The organism is Arsukibacterium sp. UBA3155 (genome assembly GCA_002364615.1).
Lineage (GTDB): Bacteria > Pseudomonadota > Gammaproteobacteria > Enterobacterales > Alteromonadaceae > Alishewanella.
Genome location: DEYP01000022.1, coordinates 24,177 through 37,689 on the forward strand (window position 1 = coordinate 24,177; position 13,513 = coordinate 37,689).

General features: G+C 49.4%; 13 protein-coding genes. 5 read left to right on the forward strand and 8 right to left on the reverse strand.

The annotated features are described in order from the left end of the window. Positions 1-40: 40 nt before the first annotated feature. From zipA to B2X65_RS10150, 7 genes are all read right to left on the reverse strand, one after another. Entirely contained in the window at positions 41-967 is a 927-nt protein-coding gene (gene zipA / locus B2X65_RS10120; RefSeq protein WP_290612403.1) for a cell division protein ZipA, read from the reverse strand. A 20-nt stretch (positions 968-987) separates the two neighbouring features. Beyond that, positions 988-4,398 (reverse strand): chromosome segregation protein SMC, encoded by a 3,411-nt coding sequence (gene smc / locus B2X65_RS10125; protein WP_290612404.1) that lies wholly within the window; start codon positions 4,396-4,398, stop codon positions 988-990. Positions 4,399-4,474: 76 nt separating this feature from the next. Continuing rightward, a complete protein-coding gene (locus B2X65_RS10130) occupies positions 4,475-5,092 on the reverse strand; it encodes a mechanosensitive ion channel domain-containing protein (RefSeq protein WP_290612405.1) in 618 nt (205 codons plus the stop codon). Positions 5,093-5,109: 17 nt separating this feature from the next. Further along, positions 5,110-5,604, reverse strand: a complete 495-nt coding sequence (locus tag B2X65_RS10135) for a YcgN family cysteine cluster protein (protein ID WP_290612406.1) — start codon at positions 5,602-5,604, stop codon at positions 5,110-5,112. 2 nt (positions 5,605-5,606) lie between these two features. Beyond that, complete coding sequence (locus tag B2X65_RS10140) at positions 5,607-6,269, reverse strand: fumarylacetoacetate hydrolase family protein (protein ID WP_290612407.1); 663 nt, start codon at positions 6,267-6,269, stop codon at positions 5,607-5,609. A 3-nt stretch (positions 6,270-6,272) separates the two neighbouring features. Beyond that, positions 6,273-7,223, reverse strand: a complete 951-nt coding sequence (locus B2X65_RS10145; protein ID WP_290612408.1) for a lytic murein transglycosylase — start codon at positions 7,221-7,223, stop codon at positions 6,273-6,275. Positions 7,224-7,356: 133 nt separating this feature from the next. Continuing rightward, positions 7,357-7,638: a YcgL domain-containing protein gene (locus B2X65_RS10150; protein WP_290612495.1), complete on the reverse strand. Its 282-nt coding sequence runs from the start codon at positions 7,636-7,638 to the stop codon at positions 7,357-7,359. Between the two features lie 143 nt (positions 7,639-7,781). Between B2X65_RS10150 and minC the strand changes: the two genes are divergently transcribed. The 5 genes from minC (at position 7,782) to B2X65_RS10175 (ending at position 11,451) form a co-directional block, all read left to right on the forward strand. Beyond that, entirely contained in the window at positions 7,782-8,507 is a 726-nt protein-coding gene (minC, locus tag B2X65_RS10155; RefSeq protein WP_290612409.1) for a septum site-determining protein MinC, read from the forward strand. Between the two features lie 11 nt (positions 8,508-8,518). After that, positions 8,519-9,328, forward strand: a complete 810-nt coding sequence (gene minD / locus B2X65_RS10160; RefSeq protein ID WP_290612410.1) for a septum site-determining protein MinD — start codon at positions 8,519-8,521, stop codon at positions 9,326-9,328. 3 nt (positions 9,329-9,331) lie between these two features. Next, positions 9,332-9,592 (forward strand): cell division topological specificity factor MinE, encoded by a 261-nt coding sequence (minE, locus tag B2X65_RS10165; protein WP_019675453.1) that lies wholly within the window; start codon positions 9,332-9,334, stop codon positions 9,590-9,592. Positions 9,593-9,800: 208 nt separating this feature from the next. Continuing rightward, on the forward strand, positions 9,801-10,427 hold the full coding sequence (locus tag B2X65_RS10170; RefSeq protein ID WP_290612411.1) for a TetR/AcrR family transcriptional regulator: 627 nt from the start codon (positions 9,801-9,803) through the stop codon (positions 10,425-10,427). A gap of 43 nt (positions 10,428-10,470) precedes the next feature. Then, entirely contained in the window at positions 10,471-11,451 is a 981-nt protein-coding gene (locus B2X65_RS10175; protein ID WP_290612412.1) for an MDR family oxidoreductase, read from the forward strand. A gap of 61 nt (positions 11,452-11,512) precedes the next feature. Here B2X65_RS10175 and B2X65_RS10180 read toward each other — a convergent pair whose 3' ends face one another. Then, a complete protein-coding gene (locus B2X65_RS10180) occupies positions 11,513-13,480 on the reverse strand; it encodes an alpha/beta hydrolase family protein (protein WP_290612413.1) in 1,968 nt (655 codons plus the stop codon). Positions 13,481-13,513 lie beyond the last annotated feature (33 nt).

A 13,513-nucleotide genomic window follows, 5' to 3' on the forward strand; every position in this document is an offset into this window, starting at 1 on the left:
CGGCAGGGAAAGCCCTGCCGTATTAATTTAATCTCTGGCGTTAGCCATGAATAAGCTGCTGGCGCTGGAATTCACGTATTTTATCAACATAATGACGAACCGTCTGCACCGTTAACACACTGCGCTGACCATCCAGCACCTGACCACCGAACTCTTCGGCTAGTTTTTTTGCTGCATTGTGCATTAAATTAAAATTCTGCAGCGGCTCGCCGGGTCCAGGCAGGGTCATAAATAAGCTCAGGCCCCGGGTGCTGATTTTATCTATTTGCTCTAAATCAAAGGTGCCCGGGTTAAACATATTGGCCAGGCTGAATAACACATCACCGCCACCGGCACTGTCCAGATGACGATGAAAAATATCCATGTCGCCATATTTAAAGCCAAGAGGTAACAACGCCGACAGTAAATCAGGGCCTTTAATGTCACGCCCTTCAGGCAGTAACACATACAAAATTAATACTTCAGAAGGCTGATGGGCTGATTTTTGCTCAGACGCGGTCTCCGTATCCACGCGGTCATCAACCTGACGGGTCGTATTATCAGGCACCGAACGGCGTGGTTTTTCATCGTCAGCCAGTGCGCTGAAAGTAATCGCCGGCTCGGTTTTCTCGCCTGCGCCGTCAAAATCAAACTCAGGCTGCTGCCGGGAACCCCCCTGGCTATCACTATTATGCTTGTCCTGAGCAGCCGGCTTTGTGGGCACCGGGTTAATTTTTGGCTCTGTGCGTGCCGTTTCGGCAGCCGTCGGCGCGCCGCTGCGCGATTTTATTACCCGCACCGGACCTACACCTAAATCATCAAAGCCTTCACTTTGTTCTGCTGCAGCCGGTGGCGTCGCGTCGTCAGGATGATAACGATGATTTGTCTGACGGTTATTTTTTCTTACCGTCCACAGTCCATGAATAAACAGGCCGCCCAGTACCAGCGCCCCGATAATAATTAATACTAATCTCAACTCATCAGCCATAGTTGTACCTTTTTATGTTCTCAGGCTACTGCCAGCTTGACAGCATCATCCACATCCACAGCCACCACCCGCGATACCCCAGGTTCTTGCATCGTGACGCCCATTAGCTGTGCTGCCATTTCCATGGCAATTTTATTGTGGCTAATATAAATAAACTGCACGGTTTCCGACATCTCACGAACCAGATTACAAAACCGGCCAACGTTCGCATCGTCTAACGGCGCATCTACTTCATCCAGCATACAAAAAGGTGCTGGATTCAGTCTGAATATAGAAAACACCAATGATAAGGCCGTTAGCGCTTTTTCACCACCCGATAATAAATGAATTGTACTGTTTTTTTTGCCAGGCGGTCTGGCCATAATAGTAACACCCGTTTCCAGTAAGTCATCCTCGGTAAGATCCAGATAGGCACTGCCCCCGCCAAATACTTTCGGAAACAGTCCTTTTAAGCCTTCGTTTACCTGCTCAAAGGTGTCTTTAAACTTCTGCCGGGTCTCTTTATCAATTTTACGCATGGCCGTTTCCAGCGTATCCAGCGCACCGGTTAAGTCGTCATGCTGGCTGTCGAGATAGCGCTTACGTTCACTCTGTTGCTCGTATTCATCAATAGCCGCCAGATTAATTGCTCCCAACCGGCTAACTGCCTCTGCAGTTTTATCCAGTTGTTGCTGCCACAGCGTTTCTTCGGCATCTGCGGCTAATTGTGGCATCACATCTTTAATACTGACCTGTTGTTCGCGCAGCAGTTCCAACATGTTATTCGCGCGGATCCGACATCCTTCAGCGTCCAGGCGTAAGGATTCAATATGCTGCCGTTTCTGGTTCAGCTGTTGCATAATGCCTTGCTGCCCCTGCTCCAGCTCACGCATTTGCTGCTCTAAGCCAGCCAGTCGGTCAGTAGCTGCTACCATCGCCTGCTCGGCGTCCTGCCGGTTTAACAGTGCCTCCTGCAATTGCTCCTGCAGCAAAATTTCCGGCTCGTCGTTTTCATTCAACTGTTGCTCCAGGCCATAAATTTGCTCACGCAGCTGCGCCAGTTGCAGTTGGGCCCGCTGCAGATTCTGTGCTAAGCCCTGCTGTTGTCGCTCGGCCACGGTCAGCTGCGTTTGTAACTGTCGACATTGCTCTTTTTGCTGCTCATAACGCTCGCGGCTTTGCTGCAACGCCTGCTGTGCCTGTTGCTGTTGCTGTTGCAGGATCTGCTCTGCTTCGCCGTGCTCATCCAGAATAAACTGCGCCTGTTGCTGGCGTTCATCCAGTAATGCCAGGTCGGCCATTAACGCCTGATGTTTCGCCCTAAGCTGCTGACATTCAGCTTCAAGCTGTCCTTGCTGCTTCTCTGCCAGTTGCCGGGCCTGAACCTGCAGCTGGTGCTCGGTATCTGCGCGCTGCATCTGCCTTTCAATATCGGCTAATTGCTGTTGTTGCTCCGTTAGTACCTTGCGGGCATCACGTTGAGCGCTCTGTGACAGGGTTAACTGTTGCTCTGACCGATCCTGACCGGCGGTCAGTTCCAATATTTCGGTATGAATTGCGGCCAATCGCTCACGCCGTATTAAACCAGAGTCGGTACTGTCGTTACTGCAGCTATGGCCCCAGTTCTGCCCCAGCCACTGGCCCCCGGCAGTAATAACCGACTGTCCAGGGGCTAGCGCTGCAAGTTGCTGTTGGGCTGCTGCCACACTGTCTGCCAGCATAATGTTCTGAAAATAATCCGGATAATGGCCGGCATGGATCACACTGGCCAGGGTATTTGGTGCAGCTTGCACCTTAAGCGGGCTGACATAGTTAAAATCTGTCGATATCGCCTCTGCCGTGCCAACACTGGCATGTTGCAACACCCCCAGCGCAGCAGCAACCGCTGCGGCCCAACCTGGCGCAACTTTTAACTGTGAAAGCAGCGCCTGCGGGCTTTGCTGCTGACGCTGCTCAAGCGCGGTTAACCGTTGCTGCTCCTGGCTTAAAATTTGCTGCCGGGTAGTCAGCGCAGCCAGTTGCTGCTGAATTGCCGTTGTCTGTGCTGCCGTTTCCTCTGCGCTCAACAATGCCTGTTCAACCTGTCGGCGCGCCGCGTCACGCTGTGCGGCCAACTGCTTTACCCGGGATCTAATCTCTTCAACATTTGCTTGTGGTTGTTGCTGCACTTCGGCTAATTGTTGCTGGCGTAATGTCAGTTGGCTTTGATACTGCTGTGCCTGAGTGCTGGCGCTCTGCCAGGCTAACTGCGCCTGCTGCTGTTGCTGACGCAGCGTAAAATATTGCTGCTGCCACTGCTGCCATTGCTGTTGATGCTCTGCCAGGGTTGCTTGCGATAGTTGTAACTGCAGCTCCAGTTCGGCCAGTTGTGCTTCGCCAAGCGCCAGTTCAGGGCCGTATTGCTGCTGTTGCTCGGTTAGCTCGTTTAACTGCGCTTGCTCACCGGCGATAAACTGCTCGCTATCGTCCAGCGCCTGCTGCTTTTGCTGTAACTGATTACTAAGGATCTGCTGCTGCTGACGCTGATGCAATATTTGCTGCTCCAGCCGGCTAATGGCGTTGCCCAGCTGGTAAAAGCGACTTTGTTGCTGCTCCACGTCTGTCCGGGCATCAGTGGTTTGCTCTTTTAACTCAACCAGAATGCGCTGCTCGCCCTGCATACCGGCCTGATATTTTTCCAGCTCAGTTTCCTCGCTGGCTAACTGCTGCTCTAACGCCACTAACTGGTTATTAAAGCGCAGCCATTTTAAGGTCGTCAGCTCTGCTTTCAGTTTTCGCTCTTGCGTCTTTAATTCTTTGTAACGCTGAGCGGTGCTGGCCTGTCGTTTTAATTTATCAATATTTTTCGCCAGCTCTTCGCGCACATCGGCCAGACGGTCGAGGTTTTCACGCGTGTGCTTAATCCGGTTCTCGGTTTCACGCCGCCGTTCTTTGTATTTGGAAATGCCAGCGGCTTCTTCGATAAAAACCCGTAACTCCTGCGGTTTCGATTCGATAAGCCGCGAGATCATACCCTGCTCAATAATGGCATAGCTGCGAGGCCCCAGACCAGTACCCAGAAAAATATCGGTAATATCGCGCCGGCGGCACTTGCTACCATTTAAGAAATACGTCGATTGTGCTTCGCGGGTGACCAGTCGTTTAATTGAAATTTCGCTGCGATCGGCCATATTGCCACTAAGCCGGCCCTGGGTATTCTCAAAGACTAATTCCACCGACGCCTGCGATACCGGCTTGCGCTGGCCCGAGCCATTAAAGATAACGTCGGTCATGGCATCGCCGCGCAAATTTTTAGCCGAGCTTTCGCCCAGCACCCAGCGCACTGCGTCTATGACATTGGATTTGCCACAGCCGTTAGGGCCAACTACTGCGGTCATTTGTTCTGGAAATGGCACCTGGGTTGGGTCGACAAAAGATTTGAAGCCCGCCAGTTTAATATGTTTTAAGCGCATCTGTGCCCGGTGTTATTGTTGTTAGTATCCGTTTTAGCAAAATGTAACAGCAGCAAAAACGGCTGTCACGGAAAAATCAGTCTGACTTTGGCGTGCTGAAGGTTTTGCGCCGCCAGCGCTGCGCTTTCTCTGCGACCGTAATTTTAACTGTAGCGCGGCTTTTTCTGGCAAACACCACCACCGGCCTTGAAACCAGCAGGTTATTGGGGTAAATAACCTGTTCATTGTCTTTGGTTTGCAGCACAGTGCTAAACAAATTAATTTCGATAATGCGGCCTTCAAGATGATTACCGCCATCAATTACCCGCACTTCCATGCCTTTGGCGAACGCTTTTTGGCCCAGCAAAATGAAAAAAGCAGTGATATTACTGAGTAAACTCCAGGCAGCAAATAATGCCACCCCGATCACGGCAATCATCGATGACGCCAGCACCAGCAAACCACGAATATCCACACCCCATATCACGCTGAGCACCACGATCAGCAGCAGCACCAGCAAAATGTGAAATACCACCGCAGCGCGCTTATTCATCTCAGCCTTTAACCGGCTGTTGGCGATAACCTGAGATAGTAACGGCATCACCCGATAGCTGATAATAAAGTACAAAATCAGTACCAGAGCCGTAATAAACAGTTGCACCGTAACCGGATTAAAATGGCGCAGCAGTTGTTGGCTAAATTCAGAAAAAGACATCGTTAATTTCCTGCGGCTTAATCTAAATCGTTTAGTGGCCAGCGCACGATATAGTCTTCAAAATTATCCAGATCGACATGGGTTTCACAAATGGCTTTGTTGCGCACCGACATTTGTTTTTTGTGCATCAGGCTCTTTTTGCCGTTATTAAGCAGCGGATGCCAGCTGGGTAAGCCTCGTCCTTCATGCAAGCGCCTATAAGCACAACTGGTGGGCATAAAGAAAATGTCTTTCAGATTGGCTTTAGTTAACTGAATACAATCGGGCACCAGCACGGTTCGCTGGCTATACTCGGTACATTCGCATTTATGACTGTTCAGATAACGGCAGGCAATGTTGGTATAGTGCACCTGCTCATCAGCCTTAATAACACTGGTCGGGCCCTGTTCTTCGTCATCATCAATAAATTTATTCAGGCAGCATTTGGCACAACCATCGCACAGCCCTTCCCACTCCTCGTTACTCATTTCATCGAGGGTTTTTGTTTCCCAGTAACGCTCTGCTAAAGCCATCGTTAACTTACCTTTGTATTAACGTTAAAAAAGTCGGCCAGTTGCAACTGCAGCTGATCGCCAGATTGCAGCGGCCCCACACCTGCGGGCGTACCGGTAAGCACCATATCGCCGGGTAGCAGGGTAAAATGTTGTGACATTTCACTGATAAGCTGGCTGATGCCTCGTATCATATTGGCACTGTTGCCATGCTGCCGCTCTACCCCGTTTACCGTCAGACTGAAATCCAGTTGTTGTGGATGCGCAACATCGGCGGCCGGTACAAAACCAGCCACCGGACAGGCGCCATCAAAACCTTTAGCTAATTCCCATGGCCGGCCCAGCTGTTTCAGACCGGCTTGCACCTCACGCAGGGTTAAATCCAGTGCCAGACTGTAACCCCAGATCGCTGCCGCTACGTGCTCGGACGAGGCCTGGGTTAACGGCTGGCTTATCAGTACGGCAATTTCCAGCTCATTGTGCACTGCACCGCGGCCAACCGGTATCGCGAAAGCTGGCGCCAGCTGACACAATGCCGTATTAGGCTTGATAAAAAACAACGCCTCGCTGGCGGTTTTGCTTTGCATTTCAGCAATGTGGTCCTGATAATTCTGACCAATGCATACTACCTTCCCTACTGGCAAGGCGATGCTGCTGCCGTCAACGCGCTGATGAGAATAGGCCATGACTTACTCGGCAATAATCAGATCGGCCAGGTAGCCGACGCTGGTAACAAAATAATAAGAGCGGTTCCAATGCATCAGGCTTTTGTAGTTGTCGTAACCTAAAAACGCCCGGCCATCTTTGCCGTCTGGCAAAATTAACGCCGCTTGTAAGTCGCGCGCGGGCAACGCCGTGCCATTTAGCCGACGCACCCCAAGTTCGTTCCACTTGGTCAGGCTGCGGGCCGAATCGTTCCAGCGCCCTAACCAGGCCGCACGGGCCAGACTACCAGGCTGAATGGCCATAGCGGTGTCAAAACCTTCAGGCAAAACCACTTCCCGGCCCCAGGTAATACTGTTATCCCAGTTCTGCTGTTTTAAATAATTAGCAATGGAGGCAAACACATCAAGCTGATTGGTCCAGATGTCTTTTTTGCCGTCACCATCACCATCCTGAGCATAGGCTAAAAACGAGCTTGGCATAAACTGACTCTGCCCCATCGCACCGGCCCAAGAGCCTTTCATATCGGCAAAACTGATATGGCCCTCTGCCAGAATGTCCAGCGCGTTAAAAAACTCCTGCCGGAAAAACGTTTCGCGCCGGCCATCGTAAGCCAGGGTTGCTAACGCTGAAGGAATAGAATAAGTGCCCATAAAACGCCCGAAGCTGCTCTCCAAACCCCACAGAGCAATAATAAAGCGAGGTTGCACACCATATTTCTCACCAATTTTTTCCAGCTCTGGCAAGTATTGCTGGTAAAAACCCCGTGCCATGGTGATGCGGATAGTACTTACCCGTTTGGGTAAATAGGTGCTGAGCGTTTCCACTGATTCCGGCTGGCTCTGATCGGCTTTTACCACCCGCTCGTGAAACGTTAACGAGCTGAACACTTGATTCAGCAAGGCGTTATCGTAGCCTTTCTGCTCTGCTTCCTGGCGTAAAGCGGCGGTGTAATCTTCGAAGCTGGGTTTAGTCACCTGCTCAGCAGCGGCTGCGTTTGTGTCTTGAACCGCTTGGCTAACTGCAGCGACGCTGCTATATGATGTAAACAAACCCGTTGCCAAAAGAGCAGGCAAGCCAAGGTGTTTTAGCGCTAATTTTAGTTTCATATTAACCTTTATCTGTCTGGATACTGGCTTTATGTTGTGCCAGCAGGTTTTCGGGAGGGGGCGGTAATTGCAGATAAAACCCCTGTGAATGTAATGCGGAACGTAACTTATGAATATCAACCTGAGCTAAATGTTCCCGCTTCGCCAAATTAAGTACCGTCACCAGCTGCGGTTTGCCAAAGGTGGTCATTAGCGCAGCCGGTACCGGGCCAAAATCGTCACGACGTTCAACATACAGGTAAGTGCCCTCTTTACGTGGGCTTTTATAAACAACACATAACATCAATAAAAGGTCTTCGCTACCTTGCCTAACAGAGGGCGAAACTATAACATGAAGCACAGGTAATGCGCACTGGCTCTAAGGTCAGGTGCATAAATAATACTGCTTATCGCAGTGATAAAAATAACGCGTGCGCCGATAGTTTTATGTCTGATAATTCGTTAGAGCTGAAAGGGAGTTTATTTCCCATGTCAGTGTTGCATTGTGCTGATTTAAGCGTAGCAACGCTGCAAACCTTATTAAGCGCCAAACTGGCGCAAGCGCCTGCATTTTTTCTGCAGGCTCCTATCGTCTTAAACCTTAATGATATTAACCAGATACCTGATTTTGTCTCATTAAAAAGTCTGTTTACAGAGCTGAAACTGGTACTGGTTGGTGTTACCGCCGCTAATCCTGAGCAGAAAGCCGCAGCGCATGCTGCTGGTCTGGCTGTGTTACAGGCGCCCAAGGCGAACGTAAAAGCCAGAGAGCCTGCTCCTGCCATGCCACCCGCGACCAGTGCAGCAACCAGCAGCGCAGGCGTTGCTGCAGTAGCAGCGACTATGGACAGCAAAGTGGTTGAGCAAACCGTACGATCTGGCCAGCAAATTTATGCCAAAGGCACCGACTTAATTGTTAAAGGTGCGGTTGGTGCCGGGGCAGAAGTCATTGCTGATGGCAACATTCATATTTATGGCTCGCTCAGGGGCAAGGCAATTGCCGGCGCCAACGGCGACACCAGCAAGCGTATTTATTGTTATAACCTGCAGGCAGAACTGGTTTCTATCGCCGGTAACTACTGGCTTAGCGACAGTTTGCAGGGAAAATTTTGGGGCAAATCAGCCTGCATTAAGATGCAGGACGATAGCTTAGTCATCTCTGAATTAGTGTAAGGATCGTCACTATGGCAAAAATTATTGTGGTTACATCGGGTAAAGGCGGTGTTGGCAAAACCACATCCAGCGCCGCAATTGGTACCGGCCTGGCACTTGCCGGTCATAAAACGGTTATTGTCGATTTTGATATCGGCCTTAGAAACCTGGATTTAATTATGGGTTGCGAGCGCCGGGTTGTGTACGACTTTGTTAATGTGATTAACGGCGAAGCCAACTTAAAACAAACCCTGATTAAAGATAAACGTACCGATAACCTGTTTATTTTACCGGCCTCGCAAACCCGTGATAAAGATGCGCTAACCCGCGACGGTGTCGAAAAAGTCCTTAACGAGCTGGCGAAAGACTTCGACTTTATTATCTGTGACTCGCCTGCGGGTATTGAATCAGGCGCCATGATGGCGTTGTATTTCGCTGACGAAGCGGTAGTGGTTACCAACCCGGAAGTGTCTTCAGTACGTGATTCAGACCGCATTCTGGGTATGTTATCGAGCAAATCACGGCGCGCTGAACAAGGCCTGGAAGGCATTAAAGAGCATTTGCTGCTGACCCGCTATAACCCGGAGCGGGTAGAAAAAGGCGAAATGCTCAGCGTGGAAGATGTTAAAGAAATTCTGGCGATTGAACTGGTTGGCGTAATTCCTGAGTCGCAAGCAGTGCTTAATGCGTCTAACTCGGGCCAGCCGGTAATTCTGGATAAAGAAAGCGACGCCGGCCAGGCTTATCTGGATACCATAAAGCGCTTATTGGGCGAACAAGTACCGTTCCGTTTTCTGAACGTGGAGAAAAAAGGCTTTATGAAAAGGATTTTTGGAGGTTAACCGATGTCATTACTGGATTATTTTCGCTCAACTAAGAAAAACACCGCCAGCACCGCCAAAGAGCGGTTGCAAATTATTGTCGCCCACGAGCGCAAGCGCCGAAACGGCCCCGATTATCTACCACAATTAGAGCGCGATATTCTGGAAGTTATCCGCAAGTATGTGGATATTCCGGCCGATCAGATTGCCGTCTCGCTGGAACAGCGTGGCGACCAGATCTCAGTGCTCGAGCTCAACGTCACCTTCCCGGATGACAAACGCTAAAAAATTGATTTAAAATGATAAAAGCCCGCTTAACGCGGGTTTTTTTATTTATTCGCTCAATTAGTCTGCATGCTTTGGCATACACTTTTAGTTATAAGCCTTTAGTTTTACCGCCCAGTCATTTAGTTATCCCACTTGCAAACCGATACAACATAGCCTATTTTAGACCATGCAGTCTAATTTAAATAAAACGAGTAATTGGCTATCAATGGACAATCTAAAACGTAGCCGCGGCAGGCCAAAAACATGCGCAGACGCGCCCACTGACACTAAAGCTGTGTTGCTTCGGGCAGGTTTAACGTGGTTAACAACCTCGGGTTTTAATCAAAGCAGTCTTGATAGCATTTTGCGCTCAGTCCAGGTCCCTAAAGGCTCTTTCTATCATCACTTTGATAACAAGGAAGACTTTGGTTTGCAGGTGCTTAAGAAATATCGGCAGTATTTTGAAAATAAGTTAGACCGAAGTCTTCAGGATGACAGCGTCGCGCCGCTGCGACGATTGAATAATTTTATGGCAGATGCCAGCACAAGTATGGCCAGATACGACTACCACCGTGGTTGTCTTATTGGCAATTTAGAAGGTGAGGTAACAAAGTTACCTACGGCTTTTCGCCAGGCCATTATGAATACTTACGCTAGCTGGCAAAACAAGGTTGCCGCATGTTTACGTTTGGCACAAGCACGGGGAGAAATGAGTCCTGATAGCGAGTGTCAATATTTAGCCGAAGTATTCTGGATAGGCTGGGAAGGTGCGGTATCACGTGCCCGCTTACTGAGCTCTGATACTCCACTTCGCCAGTTTGGCCAGTTTTTTCTGCAGCAGCTGCAACGTTAGTTTTAGCAAAACAGCTAAGCAACTCAGTTCAAAGGAGTAATATATGTTCAAAGCTATTCTGATTAATAAAGACGATCAAGGGTATCACTCAGTATTAAGCGACGTGGACGAGCAACAACTTCCTGCAGGCGATGTTACCGTTAAGGTCGTTGCCAGTACCATCAATTATAAAGATGCCCTGGCGATAACGGGTAAGGCCCCGGTGGTGCGTAGCTTCCCAATGGTGCCGGGCATTGATCTTGTGGGTGAAGTGCTGCAATCCGACTCCAAGCGCTTCAGCGTTGGCGATAAGGTACTGCTCAATGGCTTTGGCGTTGGCGAAGGACACTGGGGCGGCCTGGCAGAAAAAGCCCGCCTGAAAAGCGACTGGCTGATCCCCCTGCCGTCAGCGATAACTGCGGAACACGCCATGGCGGTCGGTACGGCAGGATACACCGCTATGCTGTGTGTCTTAGCGCTGCAAAAACATGGTATTACACCTGAGCAAGGCGAAGTATTAGTCACCGGCGCTAATGGCGGTGTCGGCAGTTATGCCGTGCGACTATTAAGCAAAATGGGTTATCAGGTCGTTGCTGCTACAGGGCGGCCAGATGAAAGCGCCTACCTTAAAAAATTAGGCGCGGTAGATATTTTACCCCGCTCCCAGTTCAGTGAGCCGGGAAAACCGTTACAAAAAGAGCGCTGGGCAGCTGTTGTTGATTGTGTCGGTAGCCATACCCTGGCTAATGCCTGCGCCAGTACCCGCTATGGCGGTGCCGTTGCGGCATGTGGTTTAGCGCAGGGCATGGATTTTCCTTCATCCGTTGCCCCCTTTATTCTGCGCGGGGTAACCCTGTATGGTATTGATAGTGTGATGCGACCCTTAGCGGATCGCGTGCAAGCGTGGCAGCAGTTAAGTGACATACTCAGTCCGGAAGACTTTGACACGATCAGCCACGTTATTTCATTAGATCAGGTTATAGAATCTGCTACAGCATTGTTAGCGGGCAAGGTACAGGGCCGGGTTATCGTAAAAATGGCATAGTAAAACGCCCGCTTACTGCGGGCGTTTTACTGCTAAATTAATGATTATTAGCATGGTTCCATTACTCGGCTACTACTGTCGTTAGCTGAGTTGGCGCCGCTACCTTTAAATGCTGCTTTAAAAAGATGTCCATGGCCTGGAACGTTTGCAGCCGGTGGCTGTTGGTGCTCAGATAATGATCGCCATCTTCCAGCTCGATATACTGCACGTCTTTATCATGTTTTTTCAGGGCGCGATACATGGCACTACTTTGCTTTACCGGCACACTGCGATCTTTAGTACCATGCACCAGTAATACCGGCACCTGAATTTTTTCAGCATGGGTTAGCGGCGAGCGCTCTTCAAGCAAATCAAAATTGTCACCCAGCTGCTTTTTGACAACTTCATAATTTGTAAAATTACGATAAGATTTTACCAGGTCTTCGACATCGGTAACCCCAGCAAAACTCACCACACACTGGTACAGCTCTGGCGTTTTTACTGCCCCCATCAGCGCTGCATAGCCACCATAACTAGCGCCGACGATACAAATCCGCTTAGGGTCTGCAATGCCCTGCTTAATTAGCCAACGGGTGCCGTCCTCGACATCATCTTGCATTTGTAAGCCCCATCCCTGCAAGCCCATTTGCATAAAATCGAAGCCGTAGCCGTGTGAGCCACGAAAGTTCATCTGCAATACTGCAAAACCCCGGTTGGCAAAAAACTGAGTCCAGTAATCAAAGTCTTCATCATCAAAAGAAATAGGCCCGCCGTGGGGAAAGATTATGGTGGGTAAGGTAGTTTCCGAAGTGGCCTGCTCGTACCCCAGTGGGGTTGTTAAAAAGCCCTCAATCGTCAGATTATCCCGCGCCTGATAGCTTATTTTTTGTTTGGCTACCATTAATTCCGGCTTCAGGCTGGCAAACTTATCAATTAAAAAATTCAGCGATTTACCTTTACGATCGCCAAGCAGATAGCTACCCGCCATCGTCGCGCTGCTGGATTCTACAATATAACGATTCTGATCATGGCTGGTACTAACGATGTGGTTGTCAGCATCGGGTATCGCGGCATCTAATGATTTTTGAAATAACTCATGGGCCGGATCGACATAATCGCCGCCTATGGCAATAATTTTCTGTTGTTGCCACGAATAATCAATATCGGCAGGCACATCATAGTTTGCATCGGACTTAACCAGCTGCAGCGTTGGTGTCGCTTCAGCTAAATCTGTGCGAAAAATGGCCAGCCGGCCATCGTGATATGCCGACACATATAAAATATTCGGCTCGCTATCAAAGCCAATTGGCCAAACTTCGTCGCCAGAAAATATTTCAAATTGCCATAACGTGCGAAAATCATTACTGTCGGCCAGTTTTTCTTTTATTTCATAGCGGGTATCGTCTCTGAACAAGGCAATACGCGGACGGTACTGACGATCTGCCACCCAGTCATAAATACCTTTTCTACCATGTTCGATAATACTGTAACGTTCACCATTTAAATTAACCTTAACAACGCTGACACCTGACTCATTATTAAAACCATCTAATGCCAGCAAAAATTTATGTTCATCGGCAGGCATTAAATCCACGATATTGGATTGAAACTGTGGCGTTCGCACCAGCCTTCGCTGTAACTGGCCGCTGACAATACTTTTATTCCTGCCGCTTTCAATATCTATCACCATCAAGCGGGTCTCTGAGACTGGCGTACCATAACGATGAGTCGCATACGCTGCACGCATCAGCAATTGCGTGTTGTTGGCCCAGATGACCGAGAAAATAGTCAGATCTTTACTGTCTGCTTTTACCAGAAATCGTTGTTCACCGGTTTCTAAATCATACAGTTTTACTAACACCAGTTCTTGCTCGTCCGTATCCACGGTTTGAATCATCGATAACTTGGTACCATCGGGTGACAGCCGAAGTTTATCAACACTCGGCGCACTGGCAAAAGCGGCCACTGGTAACTCTTTAGCAATAACCTGACCACACAGCATCGCACCCAAAAATGCAGCCAGCAGCAGCCAGCCAAATAAAGCTTTCATCCCAAACGTTCCTGTTATCGTTATTTTTACTGC